Here is a 26,209-nt window from a genome sequence, read left to right as displayed (position 1 = left end):
AAGCGCGGGCCGCCACCGGCGCGCCCGCCACCCCCGGCTAAACGGAAGATGGGGCCCCGAAGATACCGGCCGCCGCCAATCTGCCGCGCCCGGTGCGGCTAGCGCACCACTATTTTTTGCGAAACCACGCCCGCCGGCCCCTCGGCCCGCAGCACGTAGGCCCCCGGGGCCAGCCCGGCCACGCTGAGGGCCCCCGCCGGGGCCCCGGCGGGCAGCTGGCCGGTGGCCACGGCGCGGCCCCGCAGGTCGAGCAGCGTGAGGGCCAGCGCACCGGGCCCCGCGCCGGCCCGCTCCACGCGCAGCGTGCGCGTGGCGGGCACCGGAAACACGCGCAGGCCCGCCCGGGGCCCCGGCGCGGCCGCCGCCGTGACCACCGCCGGCGCCGGCAGCCAGGGCCCCACGTTCAGGGCGTACAGCCGCTGCGGCACGGTGAGGGGCCCCACCGTCACCCGCTCGTTGGACACCAGCAGCCGCCGGCCGCCCGCAAAGCACACGCCTTCGATTTGGCCCACCAGCGCCGCGCTGGGCAGCGCGATGCGCCGCTTGTTGCCCCGCAAAAACTGCGTGCCCGGGAAGTCCGACAGCAGCCACACGAAGGTGGCCCCGGTGGTTTCGTCGTAGCCGAGCAGGGCCGCCGCGGTGCCGTCGGGGCTGACGTCGGCGGCGGTGATGAGGCCATTCACGTCGAAGGTGGCCTTGAGGTGGGCGGCGTGGGTGCCGGGCGTGGCCGGCACGGTGTAGTAGCGGGTGCGGTGGTCGGCCCAGTCTTTGGTGAAGAGGTGCAGCGAGTCGTTGCGGAAAAACACGGCCTCGCAGTCGTAGTTGTGGTTGTTAAGGCTTCGGCCGAACGTGGTTTGGTCGGGGTAGTAGAAGTTGATGGCCTGGGCCGACACGGTATCGGCCGCGGGGCCCAGGCCGGCCCGCGGCACGCGCAGCAAGCGCAGGTCGCGCCGGTCGCCGTAGTTATTGCCGAAGTCGCCCACGTACAGGTAGCGGCCGTCGGCGGCAATGTCTTCCCAGTCGGTGTTGGGGAAGTTGACGACGCGCACTTGCTGGGTGGCCCGGCCGGTGGCCGAATCGACCCGGAACAGCACCGGCGGGTTGCCGCCGTCGTTGAAGGTCCAGAGGGCCCCGGCGGCCAGCTGGAGGCCCGAGGTTTCGGGCACGGCCGCGTCGAGCGGGGCCTTGGCGGGCAGGGCCGCGGTGGTGGGGGCGTACTGGCACGAGCCGTCGTTGCGGCGGGCGGCGGGGTCGTAGTTGGTGGCCTGGGGGTCGGGGCAGCCGGTCTGGGCCCGGGCGGCGGGGCCCCAGGCCAGGGCCCCCATCAGCAGAAACAGCACGGTTGTTTTCATGCTGCTAAAAGTACAGCCGGGGCCCCGGCGCGGCGGCGCGGGCCACATTTACGGATTTCGTAGCACCTTTGCGGCCGTACCGCGCCGCGGCGAGCGGCCCGCAACTCACTGCTTTTTATGAAAACCGAAGACCTGAACAAAGCCCTCGTGGCCCTCATCGAAAAGAAGGCCGAGCTGCACACCCTCACCTACGACGATGCCCGCTACGACGAGGTAGAAGAGGCCCTGCACGACTTGGAAGACGATTTTAACGACGAGTACGGCGACTACCTCGAAGAGGCGCTCGACAAGGTGCACGGCGACCTGAAATCGGACACCGACGTGCTGCTGCCCACCGCCTACCTGCCCAGCGACCCGCGCTCGGCCCCCTCGCCCAAGGAAGGCGTGTGGGTAGATTCGGAGAAATACCCCGGCAAGGAAGCCCGCATCACGCTCGTGCCCAACCCCGTGCGCATCATGCTCACCGTGGGCAAGCAGGTGCAGCAGGAGCTGTGGAAGGCGTAAGCGGCACCAGTTATGAGTTAAAAGTTATGAGTTTTAAAGGCCCATGGTTTTGCTTAACTCATAACTTTTAACTCATAATTTCGGAAATGATCTATCGCCTCGCCGACCTCGCCGACTGGGAGCAGGCCCAGCGCACCGGCTTCTTCGCCAGCGCCGACCTGGCGGCCGAGGGCTTCATCCACACCTCCGAGCGCCACCAGGTGCTCGAAACCGCCCGCCGCCACTACGCCGGCCGGGGCCCCCTAGTGCTACTCGAAATCGACGAAGATGCCCTGGCCACGGCCGGCGTGCGCGTCGAGCGCGAGTGGGCCGCCAAGCGGCAGGAGCACTTTGCCCACGCCTTCGCCCCCATTCCGGTGGGGGCCGTGGCACGCACCTGGCCCTTCGCCCCGGGCCCCGACGGTGCCTTTGCGCTGCCGCCGGAGCTGCGCGGCGACGCTTAGCGCCACTTCGAACCGCTTATTATTCAATGCCAAAAAGGCCGCGCTACCAGCGCGGCCTTTTTTGTTTTTTGGGCGAAGGCAACTTTCCCCGCAAGGCCCCGCGGTGGGCGGCCCCGGAGCTGCTACTGTTGCAAGCGGCCACCGCAATGGTTAGCCCGGGCCGGGCGTAAGTATTAGGCCGAGGATAGGGGATTTGTTAAAATAATTCATGATTAGTTCATGTTTGGCAACCTCCTGGCGGTTGGCAGTGTTCCTGGCGACATCAGATACTAGCCGCAGTTCCGGCGCTGGCCTGGCATCGGCGCCGGGCAGCTTCCACATTCGCCCACTGTATGCCCGCTTCGCCCACCCTCGCCCCCGCCGCCCTCCTGGCCGAAGTGCCCCGAGGCAACACCCAGAAACATGTCAACCGCACCGTGCTGGCTTATTTGCTGGGCCTGGGGCCCCTGCACCGGCCGGGGCTGCGCTGGCTCGATTTGCCGTGCGGCGCGGGCGAGCTGCTGGGGCAGGTGGGGCGGCTCTTTCCCGGGGCCCGGCGCTGGGGGGCCGACGTGCGCACCGCCGCGCCGCCCGCGCCCGTGCGCTACGCCCCCACCGACCTGAGCCAGGAGTTTCCCTTCGCCAACGAGCCGGCTTTCGATATCATCACGTCCATCAGCGGCATTATGTGCTTTGGGAACACGGCGCAGTTCATCGGCCGGTGCGCCGCGCGGCTGGCCCCGGGCGGCCTGCTGGTGGTCAGCAACGACAACTGCCTGACCATGCGCGACCGGCTGTCGTACCTGTTCACGGGCCGGGTGCGGCGTTTCCGGCTGCTGTTCGAGCCCGACGAAGGCAACCACCAACTCGTGCAGCACCAGGAGCTCAAGCGCCTCTTTGATGTGCACGGCCTGGAGCTGAAGCGCGTTCTCTACACCGCCTTCTACCTCGAAGACCTGCTCTACGTGCCCCTTGCCGCGCTGCTGTGGCCCTGGCAGTGGCTCCAGTTGCGCCGCCTGCGCAGCAGCACCGGCCATGCGCACCGTGCGGAGTTGTTTGGGTTCAAGTCGCTGCTCCACCGCCACTACGTGTTTGTGGGCGAGAAGCGGGCGGCGTAACGGGCGCTGGCGCCCCACCGGAATAGGGCCCCAGCGCCCGCCGCAAACCAAAAAAAGCGACCCGTTCGGCAGCCCTGGGGCCCCAAGCGGGTCGCTTTTCTCTTGGTTAGGAACGAGGCAAACCGTTGGCGCCGGGGCCCCACCGGGTGGTGCGGCGGGGCTACACCAGCTCGGCCAGCTCCAGCCAGCGCTCTTCCTTCTTGGCCAGTTCCTGCTCCACGGCTTGCAGGCGCGCGCCCCAGTTGGCGAACTCCTGGGGGGTGCCGGCGCCGCCGTTCAGGTTGGCGGTAATGGCCTGCTTCTCGGTTTCGAGCTGGGCCAGCACGCCTTCGAGCTGCTCGTACTCCTTCTTCTCGGCGAAGGTGGCGCGGCGCTTGGCGGGGGTGGCCGGGGCGGGAGCGGCCACCGGCGCGGGGGCCCCCTTGGCAGCGGCGCGGGCGGCCTTGGCGGCTTTCTCCTCGGCCTCCAGGGCGGCTTCGGTTTCGCGCTCCTCCAGGTAGTCGCGGTAGTCGGTGTAGTTGCCGGGGAAGTTCAGCACAGCGCCGCCCGGCTCCAGCACAAACAGGTGCTCGGCGAGGTGGTCGAGGAAGTAGCGGTCGTGGCTGACGATGAGCAGGCAGCCGGCGAAGTGCAGCAGAAAATCCTCCAGGATGTTGAGCGTGGCCAGGTCCAGGTCGTTGGTGGGCTCGTCAAGAATCAGGAAGTTGGGGTTCTTGATGAGCACGCGCAGCAGCTGCAAGCGCCGCTTTTCGCCGCCGCTCAGCTTGTTCACCAGCGTGTACTGCTGGGCCGGTGGGAAGAGGAACAGGTTCAGGAACTGGCTGGCGGTGAGCACGTCGCCGTTGGCCAGCTCCACCACTTCGGCCACCTCCTTCACAATGTCAATCACGCGTTGCGAGGGGTCAAACTCCAGCTCGGTTTGGGTGTAGTAGCCGAACACCGTGGTGGTGCCCACGTCGATGGTGCCGGAGTCGGGCTTCAACTTGCCAGTCAGCATGTTCAGCAGCGTGGACTTGCCCGCGCCGTTGGGGCCCACCAGGCCGATGCGGTCCTTCTTTTTGAACACGTAGCTGAAATCGTCGAGCACCACGTTGTCGCCGAAGCGCTTGTTGAGGTGGTCGGCCTCGATGATTTTGCCGCCCTGGCGGGTTGTTTTCACGCTCAGCTCAATCTGCTGCTTGCTTAGGTTGGTGCTGGCCTTTTCCTTGGTCACGTAAAAGGCGTCGATGCGGGCCTTTTGCTTGGTGCCGCGGGCCTGGGGCATGCGGCGCATCCACTCCAGCTCCTTGCGGAACAGGTTGCGGGCCTTCTCCACCTCGGTGGCTTCGCGCATCTCGCGATCGGCCTTTTTCTCCACGAAGTAGGCGTAGTTGCCCTGGTAGCGGTACATCTGGCCCTTGTCGAGCTCCACGATTTCGTTGGCCACTTTGTCGAGGAAGTAGCGGTCGTGGGTCACCATCAGCAGCGTGAGGGTGGGGGAGGATAGCCGGTTTTCGAGCCACTCAATCGTGCTCAGGTCCAAGTGGTTGGTGGGCTCGTCGAGCAGCAACACGTCGGGCTCCTCAATCAGCACCCGGGCCAGGGCCACGCGCTTGCGCTGCCCGCCCGAAAGCTGGCTCACGTTGCGCGTCAGCAGCTCGCCCAGGATGCCGAGGCGGCCCAAAATCTGCTGCACTTGGGCTTCGTAGTCCCAGGCGTTCAGCGCGTCCATGCGCTCGAGCACGCGCTGCAAGTCGTCCGATTTGTGGTCGGGGTCGTTCACCACGTGCTCGTACTCCTTGATGGCCTTGAGCGTGTCGTTCTGGCTGGCGAAGATGGTTTCCTCCACGCTCAGGCTTTCGTCGAACACCGGCTGCTGGCCCAGGTAGGTCACGCGGATGCCCTTGCGTACGCTCACCAGGCCCGTGTCGGGAATTTCAAGGCCGGCCAGTACGCGCATGAGCGTGGTTTTGCCCGTGCCGTTGATGCCCACAAAGGCCACGCGCTGCCCCTGCTGCAAGCCAAAGTTCAGGTCCTTAAACAGCCAGCGGTCGGCGTAATTTTTCGAGATATTCTCGGCGGATAACAGATTCATAGGCCGCAAAGGTACGGCCGGCGCGGGCGGGGGGCGTTTTAAGGACTTTATATTCGCTGCTATGCTTCTTACCTGGTTATTTCAACGCCAAACTTATTTATGGCTCATTGTATTGAACTGCCTGAGTAGCTCATGCAACTCAGATCTGAAACGGACAGAGGACAATCAGAACGCGCACACCGCTTTAGAAATTAAGCCCAAATCAGTTCGTAAACCAACTAGCCCCGATAAAGCAGTTTATGATTTATTGCCTGTTAATGGCGATACGCTTATTGCAGTGAAATGGAATGGCGGCTTGGCCATTACGACAGATGCTGGCTTGCATTGGCAGAACATGCATGACCAAAGGCAGAAGCGTGATTTTCTATATATTAAATACCTGACTATTGATCAACACCATGTATTGTGGGGGTTAGATAGTTGGCCTGGCGTTCACGAGCCTGCTTATTCGCGCTTGGCTTATTCTACAGACTTTGGGAAGACGTGGACGCACGGAGAATTTGATACGCATACCTTTTTTCCTTATGAGTTTTATTCACTTCCTGGCAAAGCGCTTCGGGTGTTGACGTACAATGGGAAAGTGTACCAAATGCGGGACCGTAAAGGCAAGAAATGGGATATCGTCAAGACCATTACTGAGCTGAACAATACAGTAAATGATACGGTACCGGGCGACTCCTACTCTATGGGGGGCGGTTCAAGTTTTTGGAAGCAGGCCAACTCCTCTATAGAGCGAAAACCGGATGGAAATACATTGTAAATGTGAACTTTATCAATGGAGTTAGTGACGTTTGCTCTTGTGCTGGTAGCATATATTTGGCAGGTTCCAACCAATCGGTTTTCCCCACGCCTGAGTACCTGCTGCGCGTTAAACATGGTCAAGTGCTTGATACTATTACGCTCCCCAGCGGAAGTCAATATACTGAGCCAAAAAACCTTGTCTGCGATAATAAGGGAAGGCTTTGGCTATACAACTTTAGAGGGATTTGGCAAAAAGTAGGAAAAAAATTGCTAAAACGCTATTAAGAATTAGTGCCCTTCCAGCGGTTTTGATACCGTTCCATCAAGGTTACTAAGTCGATTCAATGCAGAGAATAGCAGCGTGCGGTTGTCCAACATCCTACAGTCAAATACCACCTGGCGGCCCGCTACTTATGGTCCCCATGCAGTGGGAAGGCCACCCGCCGGGGCCCTAAATAGCGCGCTGCTGGCGAAATTGCGGCCCCAAACCGCCATGCCCGCCGCCGAACTCCGCAAAATCATTCACCTCGACATGGACGCGTTTTACGCCTCCGTGGAGCAGCGCGACGACCCGGCGCTGCGGGGGCGGCCCGTGGCCGTGGGCGGGGCCCGCGAGCGGGGCGTGGTGATGGCCGCCAGCTACGAGGCGCGGCAGTTTGGGGTGCGCTCGGCCATGCCGGCGGTGGTGGCGCGGCGCAAGTGCCCGGAGCTGCTGTTTGTGCCGCCGCGCTTCGAGGTGTACAAGGACGTGTCGCGGCAAATCCACGCCATCTTCGCCGAGTACACGCCGCTGATTGAGCCGCTCTCGCTCGACGAGGCCTACCTCGACGTGACGGAAAACCTGAAGGCTGAGCCGCTGGCTACACGCATCGCGGCGGAAATCCGGGCCCGCATCCTGGAAAAAACGGGGCTCACGGCCTCGGCGGGTATTTCCTACAATAAATTCCTGGCCAAGCTGGCCTCCGATTACCGCAAGCCCAACGGGCAGTTCGTGATTCGGCCGCACCAGGGCCCCGGGTTTGTGGAGGCGCTGGCGGTGGGGCAGTTCCACGGCATCGGCGCGGCCACGGCGGCGCGGCTGAACGGGCTGGGCATCTTCACCGGGGCCGACCTGCGCGCCCAGCCCGAGGCGCTGCTGCGCCAGCACTTCGGCAAGGCTGGCGGCTACTACTACGCCATTGCCCGCGCCGAAGACCACCGCCCCGTGGTGGCCGACCGCCAGCGCAAATCGGTGGGCGCCGAAACCACGTTTGAAAACGACCGGCGCGAATTCGACGAGCTGGCCGCCGGCCTGGGGCCCTGCATTGCCAAGGTGTGGGCCCACTGCGAGCGCGCCGGCCTGCTGGGCCGCACCGCCACGCTGAAGGTGAAATACGCCGATTTCCAGCAAATTACCCGCAGCCGCAGCCTGGTGGGCCCCGTGGCCGGCCCCGAGCAACTCACCGCCGTCAGCCACGATTTGCTGCGGGCGCTGCTGCCCGTGGCGCAGGGCGTGCGCCTGGTGGGCGTGTCGCTTTCCAACCTGGTGCCGGCGGCCGACGCTGTGGGCCAGCAATTGGCCCTGGGGCTGTAGCGCGGACGCTGCAAGGCCACGCTGCATTCAAAATTGCACTTGCAGGGGCGCGGCCAGGCGCTGGGCGAAGCCTTGCAGGTAGGCGTCCCAGGCGGCTACGTCGCGGAACTGGCCGCTCTTTGCCCAGCCGAAGCCGGCGTAGAAAACCACGGGGGGCCCAGGCGGCACTTTGGCGGCGATGTAGAGCTGGTTTTGGTCTTTATTTTTGGTGCGGTGGTCTTCGTATTTCAGCAGCCGCTGGGGCGCGAGCACCACGGCGGTGCCTAGGAATGAGTCGTCTATGGCTTCCCAGTAGCGGAAGTAGCCGGCTTTTTCGTCGGCCCGGATGCTGCCCTTTTGGTCGTGCAGGGTGAGGCCGATGGTGCAGTTGGGCAGTGGGGCCCCGGCGCTGGCCAGGTGGTCTTCGTAGCGGGTGAGGTTGCTGCCCAGGTCGAGGCTGATGACTTTGCGCTCCGTCACGCGGCGGCCGTTGGCGTCCCAGGGCGCGTAGGTCAGCTCGAACACGGCGCGGATGGGCCCCGTGGCCAGGACCTTGTAACTGGTAAAATTCCGCGATACGTACAGCGAATCCCGGTCCCAGACGCCGGTGCCGCCCACGCCGCGGCTGAGGCCCACGTGGTAGGGATCGTAGCCCTCGCCCACGTCTTTGTGGTACGAAAACGGCGTGAGCACGTGCTGAGCGTACCACTTGTTGATGATCGGGTAGTCAACGCGTTTCAGCCAGCAGTCCATGCCGCTGGTGAGGGTGCCGGCGGGGTCTTTCTTGTCAAACAATTGCTCGGCCACCGGGCCGTAGGTGCGGAAGGCTACCCGCTCGTTTTCCCAGGCAAAATCGTCGGTGCGCTCGGGCACGAAGCGGGCAAACGTGGTGTGCGCGCTGGCCGGCCGCGGGGCCCCCGCCGGGGCCCCATCCAGGATAAATTTACGAGTGCCCCGCGCCGGCATCGCCGTTTGGAACAGCAGTTCGTCAGGGGTGCCGTCGGCGTTGGCGTCGAGCAGCTGGCTCACGAGTACGGCGCCGGTTTGGGCATCCTTCACCACCAGGTTTTGGGCCCCCACGCGCTGCACCAGCGCCGCGGCGCGGGCCAGCGGCAGGCTCACGGTTTCGGCCGGCCGGGCCACGGCCAGCGGGTTGCGCACCGTGACGGTGAGCGGTGTGGGCGCCGCCGGGGTCCCGGCGAGGAAGGTGAACAGGCTGAGTAGGTAGAGCATGGGGTTAAACTCGTCGCAAAATGATTGGCGAGGATTGTAGAACGGAGAGGCACTCCGTTCTGCACAAGAGGGCGTATCGGTGTCAAAATGGAGTGCCCCTCCGTTCTACAGGCCTCGTTACTTCGCGGCGGCAGGCCCATCGAGCAGCCGCAGCGTGTAGGTGTAAGCGTACTGCTTGTCGAGCAGGCGGTACTGGTCGTGGGGGAGGGCCCCCCAGCTGTTGTCGCCGCCCACGCCGCGCTGCTTGAGGTCGATTTGCAGGCTCACGTAGTCGAAGCTGCGCACGTCGTTGGTGTGCTGCTGCTTCTTGGTAACGCCGGGGTCGAGGAACTCGGTGCGGGTGGGTACGGCGCTGAAACACAGCGGCTGGGCCCCTTCGATGCGCAGGCCCTGGCCGGCGGCGTCGCTCAGCGTCAGCCAGCGCACGTCGGTGCGGTAGCCGCTTTCCTGGGGGCGGATGTAGTTGGTGGTGAGCTGGCGGCTCACCGAGTCGCGGTAGCTGCCCAGGAACGAGGCCGTGTAACGGTCGGAGTAGTTCTCCCAGGGGCCCCGGCCGTAGTAGGCCAGCTGGCCGAAGCGGCTGGGCAGCTCTATCCGCATACCGAAGCGCGGCAGCTCGGGCAGCGCCTTGCTCGTCATATCAAGCGCTGCCGTCACCTGCACGGCGCCGTCGGGGGCCACCAGGTACTGCACCGTGTAGGGCACGCCGAGGTCAGCCAGCAGGTATTCTACCGTAATGGGCAGGCCGGCGGCGGTTTGCTCGCCCACCACCACCCGCTGCACGGGGCGGCGGGCGTGGGCCGTGCGCCAGGCCCCGAGGCGCTCGGGCATGTTGTTGCCGAAGTCGTTATCCGTCGGGGCGCGCCAGAAGTAGGGCTCGGGGAATTGGTTGATGACGCGCTGGCCCTTGCGCTCGTAGCGTACGAGGCGGCCGTTTTTAGTATCGAACTCGCCGCGCACGTCGCCCGCTATAAAAGCAAGCTGGTCGCCGGTGCGCGTGACTTGCAGGACCCCGGCGGTGGCCGCGGGCGGGGCAAAGTAGGCGGCGGCCGGCGTTAGCACGAACTGCTCGCGGGCGGCCTCGTGGCCGGCGGGCACCGCGGCGGTGGCCGCTTTGGTGGTGGCGAACACGTTCAGCACGTACTCGGTGCCGGGGCCGGCGGCCAGGGCCCCCAGCGGCAGCGAAACCTCCTTGCTTTGCCCGGCGGCCGGCGATGCGGCGAAGGTGCCGGCCTTCACCGGGGTCCCGTTTTTCAGCAATTCCCAGCGGAAGACGTAGTTGGCGAGGGTATTGAACGAGAAGCCGTTGTGCACCGTGACGCGGCCCGTGGCGGGCTGCGCGGCGCTGAAGCGCACGTCCTGGTACACCTTTTTCACTTCCCACAGGCCGGGGTGCGGCGTGCGGTCGGCGGCCACCAGGCCGTTGGCGCAGAAGTTCTCGTCGTTCTGGCGGTTATAGCCGCCCAGGTCGCCGCCGTAGGCCCACCAGGTGCGGCCGGCGGCGTCGGTTTGCTTCATGCCCTGGTCCACCCAATCCCAGATAAAGCCGCCCTGCATGTGGGCGCTGCCGCGGATGATGTCCCAGTATTCCTGAAAGTTACCCGTGCTGTTGCCCATGGCGTGGGCGTACTCGCACATGATGAAGGGGCGCTTTTTGTCGGTGGCCGCGGCGTAGCCTTTCATGTGGTCCATGCCCGGGTACATGGGCGCCACGATGTCGGTGTCCCAGTCCTCGCCGGCCTGCTCGAAGGTGACCAGGCGGCTGGGGTCGCGCTCCTTCAGCCACTTATAAGCGTCGTGAAACACGGGGCCGTTGCCGCACTCGTTGCCCATGCTCCAGAGGATGACGCTGGGGTGGTTCTTGTCGCGCTCCAGCAGCCGGGCAATCCGGTCGCGGTGCGCGGGGGCCCACTGCGGCAGGTAGGCGGGGTGGCGGCTCTGGTCGATGCGGCCTTGGAATTCGGCGCCCATGCCGTGGGTTTCGATGTTGGCCTCGTCCACCACGTACAGCCCGTACTCGTCGCAGAGGCGGTACCAGAGCTCGGCGTTGGGGTAGTGGCAGGTGCGCACGGCGTTGATGTTGAACTGCTTCATCAGCTTGATGTCCTGGCGCATGGACGCCTCGCTGATGACGTGGCCCGTGATTTCGTCGTGCTCGTGGCGGTTCACGCCGTGCACCTCCACGGCGCGGCCGTTCACCAGCAGCTGGGCATTTTTAAGCTCAACTTTGCGGAAGCCGACCTTGGCCCCCGTGATGGCCAGCGGGCGGCCCTGGGCGTCGGCCAGCGTGAGCAGGCACTGGTACAAATTGGGCTGCTCGGCGCTCCAGGGCCGCACGTTTTTCACGGTGCCGCTGAACGTGGCGCTGGGGGCCCCAGCGGCCACCGCCTGCTGCTGCCGCCACACGGTGCGGCCGGCGGCGTCCTGCACTTCCACCGTGAGGCGGCCGGCCGCGGCGCTGGGGGCCCCGGCGTAGCTGGCCAGTGCCACGGTGGCCCCAAACTGCCCCTGGCGGTAGTCGGCCGAAAGGTCGGTTTTCAGGAAAAAGTCGCCGATGGTGCGCTTGGGCGGGGCCCACATGTACACGTCGCGCTCAATGCCGCTGAGGCGCCAGAAGTCCTGGTCTTCGAGGTAGCTGCCATCGTGCCAGCGCGTTACCTGCACGGCCAGCTGGTTGTCGCCGGCTTTCAGGTAGGGCGTAACGTCAAACTCGGCCGGCGACTTGGCCGCCTTGGTCATGCCCACGCGCTGGCCGTTCACCCACACCACCGCGTAGCCCGTGATGGACCCAAAGTGCAGCAGCACCTCGCGCCCGGCCCAGCCGGCCGGTACCGTGAAGCTGCGCCGGTAGCTGCCCACCGGGTTGTCTTTCCCATCAATAAACGGCGGGTTTTTGGGAAACGGGTAGGCGACGTTGGTGTAAATCGGCACCCCAAAACCCTGCATCTCCCAGTTCGAGGGCACCGGAATCGACTTCCAAGCTGCATCATTAAAGCCGGCCTGGGCAAAGGCTTCCCCAGGCTTGTCGGCGGGCCGGCCCACGTAGTTGAATTTCCAGGGGCCGTTGAGCGACTGGTAGTAGGGCGAGCGGGCGTAGTCGTTGGCCGCGGCCGCCGCGGGCGTGTCGTACAGCATGAAGCTGGCGCGCCCCGGAGCCTTGTTTTGCTCGAATACCAGCGGGTTTTCCCACTCTTGGGGCGTAGACTGGGCCCCCACGGGGCCGGCCAGGGCCAGCAGCAGCAAGCTGCTGAGGCAACGGAAATTGAACATGGCAAAGAAAGAAAAGGACGAAGGGCAAAGTAAGGGCTCACAGGGCCCCGGGCCGCTACGGGCGGGGCCCTACGGGGCAGATTGCTGCTTTTTGCGGCGGTAGTAGTCCTGCAGCGTGTAAAAAGCCTGCTTCTTCACGCCGCGCTCCGAGATGAGGCCCTTGCGGTTGTAGTAGTCCTGCACGCCGGGCAGGGGGCGCCGGGCCGAATGGAAGTCCATCAAAATCCAGGGCGAAGCGCCGCGCAGAAACGGGATTTTCTCCAGCATGGCGATGTTGCTCTTGAACACCGCGTCCTGGTACTCCTCGGTCCAGCGTTCGTCGGCGGGGCCGTGGCGGCCTTGCAGGGCCCCGGCGCCGTACTCGCTCATAATCATGGGCTTGTCGTAGGTGGTTTTCCACTGCAAGTCGCCGCACGACTCGGGCGTGCCGCTGTACCAGCCGCAGTAGTTGTTCACCCCAATCACGTCGAACTCCTTGCCCAGCGGGTCGTCGATGGTGCGGGCGCCGGCCTCCGAGGTGTGGATTTCCAGGGCCCCGGTGATGAGGCGGGTGGCGTCGAGGGCGCGGGCGGTGCGCACCAGCGCCGTGAGGAACTGCAGGCGCGGGGCCCCCAGCGGCGTCTCGTTGGCCACCGACCACAGCACGATGGCGGCGCGGTTGCGGTCGCGCGTTATCATGTCCGTCAGCTGCTGCTGGGCGTTGGCCAGCACGGCCGGGTTCTCCCACTCAATGGTCCAGTACACCGGAATCTCCGACCACACGAGGATGCCCATTTTCTCGGCTTCGCGGATCATGGCTTCGTTGTGCGGGTAGTGGGCCAGGCGCACGAAGTTGCAGTTCAGCTCTTTGGCCCAGCGCAGCAGCGTGCGGCACTCCTCGGGCGTGGTCACGCGGCCCCCGGTTTGGGGCGATACTTCGTGGATGGAAATGCCGCGCAGAAAGATGGACTTGCCGTTGAGCAGGATGTCCTGGCCGCGGGTTTCGATGGTGCGGAAGCCGATGGAATCCTGGTACACGTCCTGGCCGCTGGCCACGCGCACCAAGTAGCGGCGCGGGTGCTCGGGGACCCAGCGGTCGAGGCGCTTCACGCGGCCCGCTAGTTTGGCGTAGCCGGCGGCGTTGGGCGTTAGCGTGAGCTGCCAGCGGGCCTCGGGCAGGGCCACCGTCACGGGCTGGGCGCGGGCTGGGCCGTCGAGCTGCACCCAACCCTCCAGCTCGTCGGCGCTGCCTTTTTTGAGCTGTACCACGGCTTCGCGCACGAAAGTTTCGGGGGTTTCGACGAGCTGCACCGAGCGGGTGAGGCCCCCGAAGTTCCACCAGTCGCTGTTATTGGTCGGGATGTCGGTGCGGTGGCGGGTGTTGTCCACCTTCACAATCACGAAGTTTTCGCCCTCCTTGAGGGCCGCCGTCACCTCGAAGTTGAACGGCGTGAAGCCGCCGGTGTGCTCGCCCAGCTTCTCGCCGTTGAGGTACACCTTGGCCTCGTAGTTGGCCGCCCCGAAGTACAGGAACTGGCGCTTGCCCGCCGTTTTGCGGAACGTGAAGCTCTTCTTGTACCAGATGGTGCCTTCGTAAAAGAAGAGCTTTTCCTGCTGCGTGTTCCAGTCGCCGGGCACCTGCAGCTGCTCGGCCGTGTCGAAATCGTACTCCACCAAGTCGCTCTTGTCCTTGGGCTTCTGGTTCTTAAAGAAGCCGTTGGGGCTCGGCACGTAGCGGTACGAGTAGTACCCGTTCTCCATCGGGTCGATGATGCAGCGCCAAGTACCGTCCAGGCTCTGGCCCGCACGGTTGGGCACGTTGGTGAGCAGCGGGTAGACCGCCGGCGCAGCAGGCGCGGGCGCAGCTGTGGCCTGGGCCGCAGCCCGGTCGGCCGGGGCCCCCAGGCAAGCCAGCAGCAGCGCCGGCGCAAGGTATTTCGTCATGGGAAAGGAAGGAAGAAGGTGGGTGCCCGGGGCCCCGGGCGGGCTAGTTATTGTGGCGCTGGCTGTACCACCAAGCTGTGCTTGGTCTTGCCCTAGGGCCCTCACGCAAGACCAAGCACAGCTTGGTGGTACAGCCAGGGCCCCATTACAAGGCATGGTCGGTTTTTACGTCCTGGCCCGACCAGATTTGGCGGGCCGTCCAGTCCTGAGCTGGGCTGGCCCAAAACGGGTCGGCGGCGGGCAGGCCCAGGGGCAAAAAGACGGTGGTGCACAGGTACAGGCTGCCCGTCGAAATGTAAGTTTCGCCGATGTTTGGCTGGTGCCCGCACAACCCAATTTGCAGCCAGCCACGCGCATCGAACGTGCCCTGGGGGCCCAGCGTGCGCCGGATGACGGCCGTGAGGGCGCTGCGCACCTGGCTCGGGGGTAGCTCGGCGGGCAGCTGGTGCTGCAAGGCCGCCTGGGCCAGGTGCTGGAAGGCCCCGCAGCGGTAGGCCAGCGAGCGGCCAAAGGCGGGAAACGAGCCGTCGGGGCCCACCAGGCGCTCCTGCACCGCGGCGTAGCGGCGGGCGCGGGCGCGCAGGGTTTCGAGCAGTTCAGGCCGCTCCTTTTGGGCCCCCACCAACGTGGCCACCACGTCGAGCAGCATGGGCTGGATGACGTAGCTGTTGTAGTAATCCCAGTGGAAATCAGCGCCGTCGCCGTACGTGCCGTCGCCCTTGTACCAAAGCTGGTGCTGCTTGATGGCGTAATCCATCCGCATCTCGTCGCCGGCCCCGGTGAATTTCAGCAGCGCCGCCTCGATGATGGCGCTGAACAGCAGCCAGTTGCTATACACGGGCTTGATGACGCGGGTGCTCTGCAGCGCCGCCACCAGCTGCTGCTGGGTGGCCGGCGGCAGCTGCGCCCACAGCTGCGTGGGGGCCCGCAGCAGCGCATGCGCCAGAAAAGCGGCGTCCACCACCGGCTGCCCGCCCCGGGTAAAGTTCAGAAAATCAGGCGAGGCCGGGTCCACGCCGTGGGCGATGGCCTGGCGGGCCAGCGCGGCGCAGCGCTGCTGCTGGGCTTGCTCGGGACCCGGCGCGGCGGCCAGCTCCAGCCACGGGGCCAGGCCGGCCAGCGTGCGCCCCAGCGCCTCCAGGTGCGACACCTGGCGGCGGCCCTCGGCCTGCCCCGGCGCCGCCTCAACGGGCATGGTGGCCCGCAGCTGGCCCTGGGCGCCGGCCTGCAGCACCGGGCCGGCCACCTTCAGCAGCGTTTGCAGCCAGTAGGCGCGGTCGTCGGGCCGGGCGGCCGGGGCCCCAGCCTGAGCGGCATCGGGGCCCGCCGCCCAGGCGGGGGCCCCGGCCGCGGCCAGCGCCGAAAGGCCGGCAACCGACTGGCTAACAAAACGGCGGCGCTGCATGGGCAAAGGGTTACTTATTGGTTGACTGTAGCGTGGACTCTGCGAGTCCGCGACGCTGCCCGGAATCGTGCAGCGGCAATCGGCAGGACGAAGCGAAGGCCACGAACTACAAAGCCCGCGTTACAGGCTATTTCAACTTAATTACTTCGGAGCCAGCTAGTAGGAAGGCGCCGGTGCCGTACACTTCCCAGCTGTCGGCCGAGAAGTCGCGGCGCGGGTCGGCGCCGATGGGCTGCACCCAGCCCACGCGGCCTTCGGGCGAGACGAGGCCGTTCAGGGCCCCCCACGCTTTCTCGACGGCGGGGCGGAACTGGGGCCCCGTGAGCAAGCCGTGGTTGAGGCCCCAGGCCAGGGCGTAGCAATCAAAGCCCGAGCCCGAGGCCTCGCCGCCGGGGTAAGCGCCGGGGTCGAGCAGGCTGGAACGCCACAGGCCGTCGGGCTGCTGCAGCTCCACCAGGCGGGCGCTCATTTCCTGGAACAGCTGGGTGTAGAAGGGCCGGCTGGGGTGGTTGGCGGGCAACTCGCTCAGGATTTGCACCAGGCCGCCCATCACCCAGCCGTTGCCGCGGCTCCAGAAAATCTTCTGGCCGTTGCTCTCCTTTTTGCCCTCGCCGGCGGCGCTCACTAGGTAGCCGGCGTCGCGGGCAAACAGGTGCTCTTGGTGGTTAAAGAGCAGGCGGTAGGTTTGGCGGTACAGCGTGTCGGTGAGGGTGAAGTAGCTCGGGTCGTGCTGGATGACGCCCAGCTTGACGAGTACCGGGGGCCCCATGAACAGCGCGTCGCACCACCACCAGGCAATGCCGTGGTTCTGCACCTCGGGCCCCGGCTGGCGGCGGAATTTCTCTACCACGTCGAGCGTCGGCTGCAACATGCGGCGGTCCTTTTTCAGCCGGTACAGGTTCAGGTAAGTTTGGCAGATGGCGATGTCGTCGGCGTGGTCGTAGCGGGGCCCTGGCTGCCACTTTGTGCGCTCGCCCAGGGCCATCAGCGAATCCAGGATGAGCTTGGAATGCGTGGTTTGGTAGGCCGCAAACACGCCCGCGTAGAAGGCGCCGTTCGTCCAGTCGGTGGGCGCGTGGCGGGGGTGGGCCAGCTGCCAGCGCGTCACGCGCAGCAGCGTGCTTTTGATGTACTTGGGCTTGAATACCTGCGGGTTGGCCGCGGCCGATGCGGGGCCTTGGGCGCGGGCCGGGGCCGCCGCTACCAGCAGCCCCAAGGCCAACAAGAAACCGCCACTACGGCGAAAAAGGGAAGCAATGCGCATGGAAAAAGGGTGTGGGCCAGGAAGGATTGGCCGGGGCAAGCTATTCAAAAAAAAGTGGGCGCCCGGGGCCCCGACCGCCGCTGCGGCTAGTGTTGCGCCTAGTTGGGTCCGGCGGCTTTGGGGCCCGGCACCGAGTCCAGCAGGGGGTGGTCGAGGGCGGTGAGGGTGGCCTGGGTGGGCTTGGTGAGCTCCATCACCACTACTTCGTTGGCGCCTTTGCGAAGCCACTCGGCGGGCACGTACAAAGTTTGTTGGGGCCCTACTTCCCAGTAGCGGCCCAGGTGGTGGCCGTTCAGCCACACGCAGCCCTTGCCCCAGGGGCGCATGTCGAGGTAGGTATCGCCCACTTTGGCCAGGCTGAAGGTGCCGCGGCGCAGCACCGGCGCGCCGGTGGCGGTGGCCGCGTAGGCGGGGCCCCGGGCGGCCTTGGTGGCCGCCGCCACGTCGTCGAACGGCAGCCGGAACTGCTGCCAGTTCAGCAGCTCCTGGCCGCGGAAGCGCACCTCGGCGGTAATGCCCTTGGTGTTCTGGAGCAGGTAAGGGCCGTAGTTGATGCGGCCCAGGTTTTCCACCAGAATGTCGAGCTGCACCGGGCCGGCGGGCAGGCTGATTTGCACGCTGTCCTGGCGCAGGCGGCGGTCGAGGGTGGCCACGCGCTGGCCGTTCACGAACACCAGGCCGTAGTCGCGCAGCTCCTTGACCTTTAGCACGCCCGCCTGGCCGCCCGGCACCGTGGTGCGGTACAGCACGAAGCCGTAGGCCTGGTGCAGGGCCTCAAACGTGAGCGGCCGGGGGCTGGCCACCGGCGCCGGCAGCCCGGCGAATACGCTGGCCGGGGGCCCCAGCGCAATGGCCGGCACGCTGATGGTGGGCTTGGCCGCGGGCACGGCCGGCAGGGGCGGGGCCCCGGCGGGCCGGTACTTGGCAATGGCGTTGCGAAAGGCCAGGAACTTGGGCGTGGCGTTGCCGGCCTCGTCGAGGGGCGCGTCGTAGTCGTAGCTGCTGGTTTGGGGCTCGTAGCGGGTGGCGGGGCCCTTGTAGTTGGCCCCGTTCATGAAGCCGCGGGTGGTGCCGCCGTGGAACATGTACATGTTGATGCTCAGGCCCGCGGCTAGCACCGTATCGAGGCGGGGCGTGTACTGCGCCGCGGGCACCGTGTGGTGCGGGGCCCCCCACCAGTCGAACCACGCCGGGTACCACTCGGCGATGTAGTAGGGCCCCTGGCCGCCGTGGGTGGCGCGCACGGTGCGGCGCACCTCGCGCGGGTTGTCGGTGCCGTTCACGGCGGACAGCAGGCCGGGCAGGTGGCCCTTGTCCACGTCGGGGGCCGCGTCGCAGGTGTAAAGCAAGCCATCGAAACCAGCTTGCTCGAACAGCTTCTTGTTCAGGGCCAGGTATTCTTTGTCAGATCCGTAGGCACCGTATTCGTTCTCTACCTGCACCATCAGCACGGGGCCCCCGTGGCTTACTTGCAGCGGGGCCAGCTGCTTGCCCACGGCCTGCAGGTAGCGGGTGTAGGCGGCCACGTACTGCGGCTCCTGGCTGCGCACCTTCAGGCCGGGCACGGTTTGGAGCCAGTAGGGGTAGCCGCCGAATTCCCACTCGGCGCACACGTAGGGGCTGGGGCGCAAAATCACCCACAGGCCCTCTTCCTGGGCCATTTTCACGAAGGCGGCCACGTCGTTGTTGCCCGTGAAATCGTACTGGCCGGGCTGGGGCTCGTGCAAATTCCAGAACACGTAGGTGCCCACCGTGTTGAGGCCCATGGCCTTGGCCATCTTCAGGCGGGCGCGCCAGGCTTCGCGCGGGATGCGGGGGTAGTGCAGCTCGCCCGAAATCATCTGGAACGGCTTGCCGTCGAGCAAAAATTGGTCTTTGCCCAACGCGAAGGTGTGGCGGGCCGCCGGGGGCCCCGGGGCGGCCGCCCCGGGCCGGGCCAGGCCGGCCAGTAGCAGCAGCAAGCAAAAAAAGTAGCGCACAGGAAATTGGTTGGGTTGCCGGGCAGCGGGCAGTTCCCGTTGCGGGTGCCAAGCTACGGCGGGCGCGGGGCCCCTGGCACCTACTATTGCCCTGCCAACCGTCTTTTTGCCCCCGATGCCCCAGCCATTTTCCCTTGCCGCCCGGCTCGCCCGCCGCCCGCCCCGCCGCGCAACCTTTGCCGCGCACGGCGCGGCGCGGCGAATTAATCTCCTCATTAAAAACGCTTTTGGCCTGGGTTTAATCCTGCTGCTGGCGGGGCCCCTGGGGGCCCAAACCACCAGCAGCGTGGTGGGCTACGGCTGGGCCCGCAACGCGGTGAACACCGCCGTGTTCCGCAAAAACTCGCTGGTGACGTTTAAGAACGAGCAGTTTACGGCCTTCTACGATTCGGCGGGCTACCTTGTGCTGGCCAAGCGCACGCTGCCCCGGGGCCCCTGGCAGGTGGAAAAAACCGCCTACCGCGCCCACGTCGAAGACGCCCACAACGACATCAGCCTGATGGTGGACGGCGCCGGCTACCTGCACATCGCCTACGACCACCACAACAACCGGCTGCACTACAACCGCGGCCTGCGCCCCGGGGCCCTGGCCCTCACGCCGATGCTGCCCATGGCCGGCCAGCAGGAAGACCAGGTGAGCTACCCCGAGTTCTACCGCTTCCCGGGCGGCGACCTGGCGTTTCTGTACCGCGCCGGCGGCTCGGGCAACGGCAACCTGGTGATGAACCGCTACGACGTGAAAACCCGGCGCTGGACGCGCCTGCACACCGTGCTCCTCGACGGCCAGGGCCAGCGCAACGCCTACTGGCAGGCCGCCGTCGATGCGCAAGGCACGTTCCACCTCTCGTGGGTGTGGCGCGAAACGCCCGACGTAGCCACTAACCACGACCTGGCCTACGCCCGCTCGCGCGACGGCGGCCGCACCTGGCAGCGCAGCACCGGCGCGGCCTACGCCCTGCCCATCACCGAAGCCACCGCCGAATACGCCCTGCGCATCCCCCAAAAGAGCGACCTGATCAACCAAACTTCGATGTGCGCCGACGCCCAGGGCCGGCCCTACATTGCCACCTACTGGCGGCCGGCGGGCAGCCCCGCCCCGCAGTACCAGTTGGTGTACCACGATGGCAAAAGCTGGCAGGTGAGCCAGGTAGGGCAGCGCACCGCGCCGTTTAGCCTGAGCGGCGGCGGTACCAAAAAAATCCCCATTGCCCGGCCCCAGGTGCTGGTGCGCACCCGGGCGGGCCACACGGCGGCCTACGTGGTGTTTCGCGACGCCGAGCGCGGCGACAAGGCCTCGCTGGCCACCTGCCCCGACCTGGCCCGCCCCCAGTGGGCCGTGCAGGACCTCACCACCACCGGCCTCGGCAACTGGGAGCCCACCTACGACACCGGGCGCTGGCAGCAAAGCCAGGTGCTCAACCTCTTCATCCAGCGCACCGGCCAGGGCGACGGCGAAACCCTGGAAGCCCTGCCCCCGCAGCCAGTTTCCGTGCTGGAGTGGGCGCCGTGAGCCCCGCGCGAAGACCGTACGGGCCAGCGCTTCCAGGCGCGGCAAATGGGGCCCCAGCGGCTGTCGCCAAAAGTTGTGCCTAACGACTTGGCCGCCGGGACGTATAAAGACGTGTTAGTAAATAAATCTTTCTAGATAACATGGAGAACCCCCTGAATTCCAAGCCGGTTGATAAGGCTGTTGACAAAGCCCAAGACGTGCTCGACCAAACCAAGGACGCCATTGCCGACAGCTCGGCGGCCGACTTGCTCAACAAAGTGCCGGCTTCTATTAAAGATGCCAGCGACAAAGTGGTTACCGTCGCCAAGGATGCCAGCGATAAGGTGGTCACCGCTGCCAAAGACGCCCGCGACAAGGCCGTAACCACTGCCAAAGAGGCCAGCGACAAGGCCGTTGCTTCGGCCAAAGAGGCCAGCGACAAGGTTGTGGAGGGCTTTAATTCGCTCAGCACCACCCAGAAAATAGTGGGCGGGGCCCTGGTGGCCCTGGGCCTGACATACCTGGTGGCTCCCAAGAAAAAAGGCAAAGACAAGCGCAAAGCCGCCGCCCTCGACCAGCTGCTGCTTTTCGTCAACGACCGCATTGAGGGCTACAAGCGCGCCGTGGCCGAAACCACCAACGCCGACCTGCGCGGCTACTACGAGCTGCTGGTGGCCCAGAGCCAGCAGTTTGCGAGCACCCTCAACGGCTACCTCAAGAAGGTGGGCGGCGAGCGCGAAACCGGCACCACCCTCAAAGGTAAGCTCTACCGCAAGCTGATGGACGCCCAAGCCTTCGTGACCGGCCACGACGAGAAAGCCATCCTGGCCGCCAACGTGTTCGGTGAGCGCTGGGCCATCCGGGCCTACAAAAAGGCGCTGCGCCGCAAGGCCCTTAAGGGCGAGATGCGCACCGCCGTGCAAAAGCAGTTTGCCCAGTCGAAGAAAACCTACAAGCACCTCAAGCAGCTGACCAAACAGCAGCGCTAGTCGTCGCCAACGGGCCCGAAAAAGCCCCCGGTGCAGCCATTGCAATGGCCGCGCCGGGGGCTTTTTCGGGCCCGGGCCCAGGGGCCCTAGCCCTCGGCGCGCAGCACCTCCAGCGGCGGGCGCGTGAGCACGTCGCGGCTGTTGAAGAGGCCAATGGCGGCCGTGAGGGCGGCCACGCCGGCCGCGAGGCCCAGCAGCGGCAGCAGGTTGGGCGCGTAGGGCGAGTCGAACACCCACACGGCCAGGGCCCACGCAGCCAGCCCCGCCAGCACAATGCCCGCCAGCGCGGCCAGCAGCCCCAGCAGCGCGTACTCGACCAGCGTGATGCGCAGAATCTGGCGGCGGCTGGCCCCGAGGGTGCGCAGCAGCACGCTCTCGCGCACGCGCTGGTAGCGGCTCACCACCACCGAGCTGGCCAGCACCAGCAGGCCGGTGGCGATGCTAAAGCCGGCCATGAAGCGCACCACGAACGAAATCTTGCCCAAAATATCGTCCACGGTTTGCAGAATCAGCCCCAAATCGAGGGCCGACACGTTGGGGAACTGCTTCACCAGCGCCTGCTGCACCGCGCCCAGTGCCGCCGTGTTGGGCGTGCGCGTGAGGATGACGTGGAACTGCGGGGCCCCCTCCAGCACGCCTTTCGGGAAGAGCACCAGAAAGTTGGTTTGCACCCGGCTCCAGTCCACCTCGCGGGTGCCGCCCACGATGGCCACCAGCGGGGCCCCCTGCACGTTGAAGGTGAGCGTATCGCCGAGCTTGAGCTGGGCCCGCTCGAAATACGAATCGTCCACCGACACGTAGGGCGTGCCGTCGGGGCCCCGGCGGGGGAGGGTGCCGGCCGTCAGCTTCTCGCTGGGGCTCAGCGTGTCGCGGTACGTCACGCGGTACTCACGCGACAGAATCCAGGCCGGAATGCCCTTGCCACCGGCCGTGTCCTTCTTCAGCTCCGTGACGGTGCGGCGGTTGATGGCCGCCAGGCGCATCGTAACGATGGGCACGCGCTGCACGATGGGCAGCTGGCGCTGGGTGAGCAGGGCCTCCACGCCGGCGCGCTGCTCGGGCTGGATGTCGTAGAGCACCAGGTTGGGCTGGGTGCCCGCGTCGGCGGTGGCCACGCGGCTCAGCAGCAGGCCCTGGGTGAGGTAGAGCGTGGCCAGCAAAAAGGTGCCCAGGCCGATGGAAGTAATCAGGGTAAGCGTCTGGTTTTGGGGGCGGTAGAGGTTGGCCAGGCCCTGCCGCCACACGTAGCCCCAGCCGCCGGGGAAGTAGCGGCGCACGGCCCACGTGAGCAGCCAGCCTAGGCCGGCCAGGGCCCCCAGCGCCGCCGCCAGCCCCGCCCCGAAGCCCAGGGCCAGCTTCCACTCGCGGGTTTGCAGGTAGGCAAAGCCCAGGATGCCCACCGCCAGCACGCCCAGCACCAGCCCGCGCAGCGGGTCGGGCGCGGCCGTGTCGGCCTCGAAGGCGGCGCGCAGCACCCGCAGCGGCGCCACCCGCCGAATGCTCAGCAGCGGCAGCAGCGCAAAGAGCACCGCCAGCCCCAGCCCCGCGCCCACGCCGGTGGCAATGGCCGGCCACGACACGCCCACGCGCACGGCCACCGGCAGGAAATCGCCGAGCACCCGCGGTAGCAGGGCCTGCACGCCGGCCCCCAGCGCCGCCCCCACCAGGGCCCCCAGCAGCCCCAGCCCGGCCGTTTGAATGAGGTAAATAAGCAACGCCTGGCGGCCGCTGGCGCCCAGGCAGCGCAGCACGGCCACGGCGGCCAGCTTCTCGCGCACGTACAGGCTCACGGTGCTGGCCACGCCCACGCCGCCCAGCAGCAGCGCCACAAAGGCCACCAGGCTCAGGTAGCGCGTCAGGTCGCGGAAGGCGCGGCCGGTGCGCTGCTGCCGGCTGGCCACGGTGTCGGAGTCGATGTTGGACTGGTCGAAGCGGGCCTCGAAGGGCTTGATGAGGGCCGCCACGTCGGTGCCCGGCGCAAACTGGAAGTACTGCCGGTACTGCACCCGGCTGCCGCGCTGCACCAGCCCGGTGGCCGCCACCAGGGCCCCCGGCACGAATACCGTGGGGGCCACGGCGCTGCCCAGGCCCGACTGCCCCGGCGTGTGCAGCACCTTCCCAATAATGAGCAGGCTGAGCCGCCCCACCCGCACCGAGTCGCCCACCCGGGCCCCAAACTGGCTGAGCAGCACGTCGTCGACTAGGGCCCCGTGCCCGGCCCGGAAGCCGGCCACGGCCGCCCGGGGCTGCACGTCCCAGTCGCCATAATACGGGAAGCCGCCCGTGATGCCGCGCACCTGCGCCAGCCGCACGCCCTGCACCCGCGGGAACTGCACCAGCGAGCCAAACGCCCGCTCCTGCGCCTGCACCGGGCCCAGCCGCCGCAGCGCCGGCACCAGCGTCGAGTCGAACGGCTGGCTGCTGGCGAGCACCAGGTCGGCTCCCAGCAGCTCGCGGGCCTGCTCGTTGATGCTGCGGGCCAGGTTGTCGCCAAACGAGTTGATGCCCACCAGCGCCGCAATGCCCAGCACAATGCTCGACATGAACAGGGCCAGCCGGGTGCGGCTGCGGCGCGCATCGCGCCAGGCCATGCGCAGCAGCCAGCCCCAGCCAGCCGTGCCCGCGGTAGCCGGGGCCCTATGCACGGGCTTGGCTGCTAGCGGGTTGGTTGCGCACATCGGTCTGCACGGTGCCGCCGCGCACGCGCAGCGTGCGCTGGGTGCGGGCGGCCAGTTCCAGGTCGTGCGTCACCAGCACGAGCGTGGTGCCGGCCTCGCGGTTCAGCTCAAAGAGCAGGTCCACCACCGTGTCGCTGGTGTCGGGGTCGAGGTTGCCGGTGGGCTCGTCGGCGAAGAGCAGGGCGGGGCGGTTGGCAAAGGCGCGGGCCAGGCTCACGCGCTGCTGCTCGCCGCCCGAGAGCTGGGTGGGGTAGTGGTGGGCGCGCTTGCCCAGGCCCACGCGCTCCAACAGGGCCTGGGCGGTGGCGGCGCTGCCTTTTTCGCCGCGCAGCTCCTGGGGCACCTGCACGTTTTCGAGGGCCGTGAGGGTGGGCAGCAGCTGGAAATTCTGGAAAATGAAGCCCACGTGCTGGTTGCGCACGGCGGCCCGCTGGTCCTCGCTCAGGTTATCGAGCTGAATGCCATTGAGCCACACGCTGCCCGAGGTGGCGCGGTCGAGGCCGGCGCACAGGCCCAGCAGCGTGGTTTTGCCCGAGCCCGAGGGGCCCACAATGGCAAACGTGTCGCCCGCGGCCAGCTCAAAGCTGACGCCGTGCAGCACCGTGAGCGGCGCGCCCCCGGCGTTGGGGTACGATTTGGTGAGGTTTTCGACCTTAAGAATGCTCATTACTAATAAATTGCGAAGTAGGGGAGGGCCCCGGGGGCCCTAATGGGGGTAGACGTAGAAGTGGGGCGGATGTTTGAGCAAGTAACCCGTCGTGCTTGGGCTGCGCGGACGCCAGGTGAGCACGACGGGCTATGGCTCCACAGCCCGCGCCCGCCGCCAGCATAACGGCCGGGGCCCCCGCATCGTTTGAGGAGCGGCGCAAACTTTCGCCCCGCGCCCCGACTTTTGCCCCCAAACCCGTGCCCATGAAATTGCCGCTTCCGCTGGTTGCCGCGCTGCTCGCCCTCGGGCTGGGCGCGTGCAACTCCAACGCCCCCGCCGATAAAACGCCCGCCGCCGCCGCCGGGGCCCCCGCCGCTGCGCCCGTGCCCGATACCAAAAAGCGCATCCTGTTTTTCGGCAACAGCCTCACCGCCGGCCTGGGCGTCGACCCCGAAGAAGCCTTCCCGGCCCTCATTGGCCAGAAAATTGACTCGGCCAAGCTGGGCTACGAAACCATCAACGCCGGCCTGAGCGGCGAAACCACCGCTGGCGGCCGCAGCCGCGTGGGCTGGGTGCTGCGCCAGCCGGTAGCGGTGTTCGTGCTGGAGCTGGGCGGCAACGACGGCCTGCGCGGCTTGCCCCTGAGCGCCACCCGCGAAAACCTCCAGGGCATCATCGACACGGTGCGCCGCCGCAGCCCCGGGGCCCAAATCGTGCTGGCCGGCATGCAAATTCCGCCCAACCTGGGCCAGTCCTACGCCGCCGATTTCAAGCAGCTTTACCAAGACATTGCCGCCAAAAACCAGGTGGCCCTCATCCCGTTCCTGCTCGTGGGCGTGGGCGGCGACCCCCAGCTCAACCAGAAAGACGGCATCCACCCCACGCCGGCCGGGCACCGCATCGTGGCCCGCACCGTGTGGCACACGCTGCAACCGCTGCTGCGCTAACGCCCGGCTACCGAAGGAGTTAAAAGTTGGAAGTGATGGGTAAAAAGGCGTGGTTTACTTTTAACCCGTCACTTTTAACCTTCAACCCGCCATGACCGTCCCCGTCCTCGAAACTGCGCGGCTGCGGCTGCGCGGCCACCACTTGTCCGACCTGGCCCCATTCGTAGCCATGTGGCAGGAGCCGGCCTTTTACCAGTACCTGGCCGGCCGGCCGCTGCCCGAAGAAGAAGTGTGGACCAAAATGCTGCGCCACCTCGGCGTGTGGGCCCTGTTCGGCTACGGCTACTGGGCGGTGGAGGAAAAAGCCACCGGCCAGTTCGTTGGCAACGTGGGCTTTGGCGAGTGGCAGCGCGCCATCGAGCCCTCCATAAAAGGCTGGCCGGAAATGGGCTGGGTGCTGGCCCCGCACGTCCACGGCCGCGGCTACGCCACCGAGGCCACCCGGGCCGCCCAGGCTTGGGGCGACGCTCACCTGCCCACCCCGCGCACCGTCTGCCTCATCGACGAGGCCAATGCCCCCTCGCGGGGCTTAGCCGCCAAGCTGGGCTACCGGGAGTTTGACCGGGCTGCCTACCACGGCTGCGACGTGGTGCTACTAGAGCGCTTCGCCGCCAAATAGG

Annotated in this window: 19 protein-coding genes; 9 read left to right on the top strand and 10 right to left on the bottom strand. The window is 66.6% G+C overall.

Annotation, left to right across the window (positions count from 1 at the left end):
- Positions 1–98: 98 nt before the first annotated feature.
- Entirely contained in the window at positions 99–1,352 is a 1,254-nt protein-coding gene (locus tag EAH73_RS23035) for a T9SS type A sorting domain-containing protein (RefSeq protein ID WP_161599493.1), read from the bottom strand.
- Positions 1,353–1,469: 117 nt separating this feature from the next.
- On the opposite strand from EAH73_RS23035, the gene EAH73_RS09215 reads away from it, so the two are divergent.
- From EAH73_RS09215 to EAH73_RS09205, 3 genes are all read left to right on the top strand, one after another.
- Positions 1,470–1,856 carry a hypothetical protein gene (locus EAH73_RS09215; protein WP_140466199.1) on the top strand — a complete coding sequence of 129 codons (387 nt, stop codon included), beginning with the start codon at positions 1,470–1,472 and terminating at the stop codon, positions 1,854–1,856.
- Between the two features lie 86 nt (positions 1,857–1,942).
- The gene (locus tag EAH73_RS09210) at positions 1,943–2,299 is read left to right on the top strand and encodes a DUF952 domain-containing protein (protein ID WP_140466198.1); all 357 of its coding nucleotides are present in this window, start codon (positions 1,943–1,945) and stop codon (positions 2,297–2,299) included.
- A 332-nt stretch (positions 2,300–2,631) separates the two neighbouring features.
- On the top strand, positions 2,632–3,396 hold the full coding sequence (locus EAH73_RS09205) for a class I SAM-dependent methyltransferase (protein ID WP_140466197.1): 765 nt from the start codon (positions 2,632–2,634) through the stop codon (positions 3,394–3,396).
- Between the two features lie 160 nt (positions 3,397–3,556).
- Here EAH73_RS09205 and EAH73_RS09200 read toward each other — a convergent pair whose 3' ends face one another.
- The gene (locus EAH73_RS09200) at positions 3,557–5,470 is read right to left on the bottom strand and encodes an ABC-F family ATP-binding cassette domain-containing protein (protein ID WP_140466196.1); all 1,914 of its coding nucleotides are present in this window, start codon (positions 5,468–5,470) and stop codon (positions 3,557–3,559) included.
- Positions 5,471–5,531: 61 nt separating this feature from the next.
- Here EAH73_RS09200 and EAH73_RS09195 point away from each other — a divergent pair, with 61 nt between their 5' ends.
- On the top strand, positions 5,532–6,230 hold the full coding sequence (locus tag EAH73_RS09195) for a WD40/YVTN/BNR-like repeat-containing protein (RefSeq protein ID WP_140466195.1): 699 nt from the start codon (positions 5,532–5,534) through the stop codon (positions 6,228–6,230).
- A 474-nt stretch (positions 6,231–6,704) separates the two neighbouring features.
- Complete coding sequence (gene dinB, locus EAH73_RS09190; protein WP_140466194.1) at positions 6,705–7,784, top strand: DNA polymerase IV; 1,080 nt, start codon at positions 6,705–6,707, stop codon at positions 7,782–7,784.
- 27 nt (positions 7,785–7,811) lie between these two features.
- On the opposite strand, the gene EAH73_RS09185 is transcribed toward dinB, so the two are convergent.
- The 6 genes from EAH73_RS09185 to EAH73_RS09160 all read right to left on the bottom strand — a co-directional run bounded on the left by EAH73_RS09185 (position 7,812) and on the right by EAH73_RS09160 (position 18,837).
- Positions 7,812–8,996: a DUF4861 domain-containing protein gene (locus EAH73_RS09185; RefSeq protein ID WP_140466193.1), complete on the bottom strand. Its 1,185-nt coding sequence runs from the start codon at positions 8,994–8,996 to the stop codon at positions 7,812–7,814.
- A 117-nt stretch (positions 8,997–9,113) separates the two neighbouring features.
- Positions 9,114–12,266 carry a glycoside hydrolase family 2 TIM barrel-domain containing protein gene (locus tag EAH73_RS09180; protein ID WP_140466192.1) on the bottom strand — a complete coding sequence of 1,051 codons (3,153 nt, stop codon included), beginning with the start codon at positions 12,264–12,266 and terminating at the stop codon, positions 9,114–9,116.
- A 69-nt stretch (positions 12,267–12,335) separates the two neighbouring features.
- A complete protein-coding gene (locus tag EAH73_RS09175) occupies positions 12,336–14,189 on the bottom strand; it encodes a glycoside hydrolase family 2 protein (protein WP_161599492.1) in 1,854 nt (617 codons plus the stop codon).
- A gap of 145 nt (positions 14,190–14,334) precedes the next feature.
- The gene (locus tag EAH73_RS09170) at positions 14,335–15,594 is read right to left on the bottom strand and encodes a DUF2264 domain-containing protein (protein ID WP_140466190.1); all 1,260 of its coding nucleotides are present in this window, start codon (positions 15,592–15,594) and stop codon (positions 14,335–14,337) included.
- A 127-nt stretch (positions 15,595–15,721) separates the two neighbouring features.
- Positions 15,722–16,858 (bottom strand): glycoside hydrolase family 105 protein, encoded by a 1,137-nt coding sequence (locus EAH73_RS09165; protein WP_140466189.1) that lies wholly within the window; start codon positions 16,856–16,858, stop codon positions 15,722–15,724.
- 98 nt (positions 16,859–16,956) lie between these two features.
- Positions 16,957–18,837 carry a glycoside hydrolase family 35 protein gene (locus EAH73_RS09160; RefSeq protein ID WP_205012985.1) on the bottom strand — a complete coding sequence of 627 codons (1,881 nt, stop codon included), beginning with the start codon at positions 18,835–18,837 and terminating at the stop codon, positions 16,957–16,959.
- Between the two features lie 115 nt (positions 18,838–18,952).
- On the opposite strand from EAH73_RS09160, the gene EAH73_RS09155 reads away from it, so the two are divergent.
- Positions 18,953–20,347: a BNR repeat-containing protein gene (locus tag EAH73_RS09155; RefSeq protein WP_140466187.1), complete on the top strand. Its 1,395-nt coding sequence runs from the start codon at positions 18,953–18,955 to the stop codon at positions 20,345–20,347.
- A gap of 140 nt (positions 20,348–20,487) precedes the next feature.
- Positions 20,488–21,315 carry a PA2169 family four-helix-bundle protein gene (locus tag EAH73_RS09150; RefSeq protein WP_140466186.1) on the top strand — a complete coding sequence of 276 codons (828 nt, stop codon included), beginning with the start codon at positions 20,488–20,490 and terminating at the stop codon, positions 21,313–21,315.
- Positions 21,316–21,401: 86 nt separating this feature from the next.
- Here the strand turns inward: EAH73_RS09150 and EAH73_RS09145 are convergent, their stop codons facing one another.
- Together EAH73_RS09145 and EAH73_RS09140 are read right to left on the bottom strand one after the other, a co-directional pair.
- The gene (locus EAH73_RS09145; protein ID WP_317129381.1) at positions 21,402–23,993 is read right to left on the bottom strand and encodes an ABC transporter permease; all 2,592 of its coding nucleotides are present in this window, start codon (positions 23,991–23,993) and stop codon (positions 21,402–21,404) included.
- Complete coding sequence (locus EAH73_RS09140; RefSeq protein WP_140466185.1) at positions 23,953–24,660, bottom strand: ABC transporter ATP-binding protein; 708 nt, start codon at positions 24,658–24,660, stop codon at positions 23,953–23,955. Before EAH73_RS09140 ends, EAH73_RS09145 begins: the two co-directional genes overlap by 41 nt.
- A 245-nt stretch (positions 24,661–24,905) precedes the next feature.
- On the opposite strand from EAH73_RS09140, the gene EAH73_RS09135 reads away from it, so the two are divergent.
- Together EAH73_RS09135 and EAH73_RS09130 are read left to right on the top strand one after the other, a co-directional pair.
- Complete coding sequence (locus tag EAH73_RS09135; protein ID WP_140466184.1) at positions 24,906–25,589, top strand: arylesterase; 684 nt, start codon at positions 24,906–24,908, stop codon at positions 25,587–25,589.
- Positions 25,590–25,680: 91 nt separating this feature from the next.
- On the top strand, positions 25,681–26,208 hold the full coding sequence (locus tag EAH73_RS09130; RefSeq protein WP_140466183.1) for a GNAT family N-acetyltransferase: 528 nt from the start codon (positions 25,681–25,683) through the stop codon (positions 26,206–26,208).
- Position 26,209 lies beyond the last annotated feature (1 nt).

It is taken from the genome of Hymenobacter nivis (genome assembly GCF_006439025.1).
Lineage (GTDB): Bacteria > Bacteroidota > Bacteroidia > Cytophagales > Hymenobacteraceae > Hymenobacter > Hymenobacter nivis_A.
This window is presented reverse-complemented; position numbering and strand designations above follow the sequence as displayed.